Here is a 702-nt window from a genome sequence, read left to right on the forward strand (position 1 = left end):
TTAACTGGTTCTCAAGGTGTTCAAGGTCTTCAAGGAGTCCAAGGAATAATCGGTCCAACTGGTGCGATTGGTTTGCAAGGTCCTCAAGGAATACAAGGTATAGTAGGTCCAACAGGTGCGCAAGGTTCTCAAGGTATACAAGGAATACAGGGAATAACCGGTCCGACAGGTGCGCAAGGAATTAGAGGTCCTCAAGGGAATATAGGAGAAAACGGGATAACAGGACCACAAGGAGTGCAAGGTGCGCAAGGTAATCAGGGACCTGAAGGAGCACAAGGAAATGTTGGGGTTACGGGGGAAACTGGAGAAACAGGAGCGACCGGAGCAACCGGTGCGACCGGAGTACAAGGGATACAAGGCGTTCAAGGGATTATAGGGATACAAGGAAGTACAGGAATGACCGGACCTACTGGTGCAACGGGAGTAACAGGAATACAAGGAGTGCAAGGTGTTCAAGGAATACAAGGCCCAACTGGAGCAAGGGGGATAACAGGGGTTAACGGTAGTGTAGGTCCAGCTGGAGCGCAAGGTAGTCAAGGGCCGATTGGAGCTGTGGGACCTACTGGAGCAACTGGTAGTCAAGGCCCTATAGGTTTTTTAGGAATTGTAGGTGCAACAGGAGCGACTGGTTTACCTAGCGGTGGCGGTTATTTCTTTTCTACTTCAACGAGTGCAATTGCAGCGAATGCATTAATACCAATT

The 702-nt window shown here is 49.7% G+C and carries 1 pseudogene; it reads left to right on the forward strand.

Features of this window, described 5'->3' with window-relative positions:
• Positions 1–702 (forward strand): annotated as a pseudogene (locus MR113_RS27295) (collagen-like protein); the annotation flags it as partial.

This window comes from Bacillus cereus group sp. BfR-BA-01379 (assembly GCF_022663605.1).
GTDB lineage: Bacteria > Bacillota > Bacilli > Bacillales > Bacillaceae_G > Bacillus_A > Bacillus_A mobilis.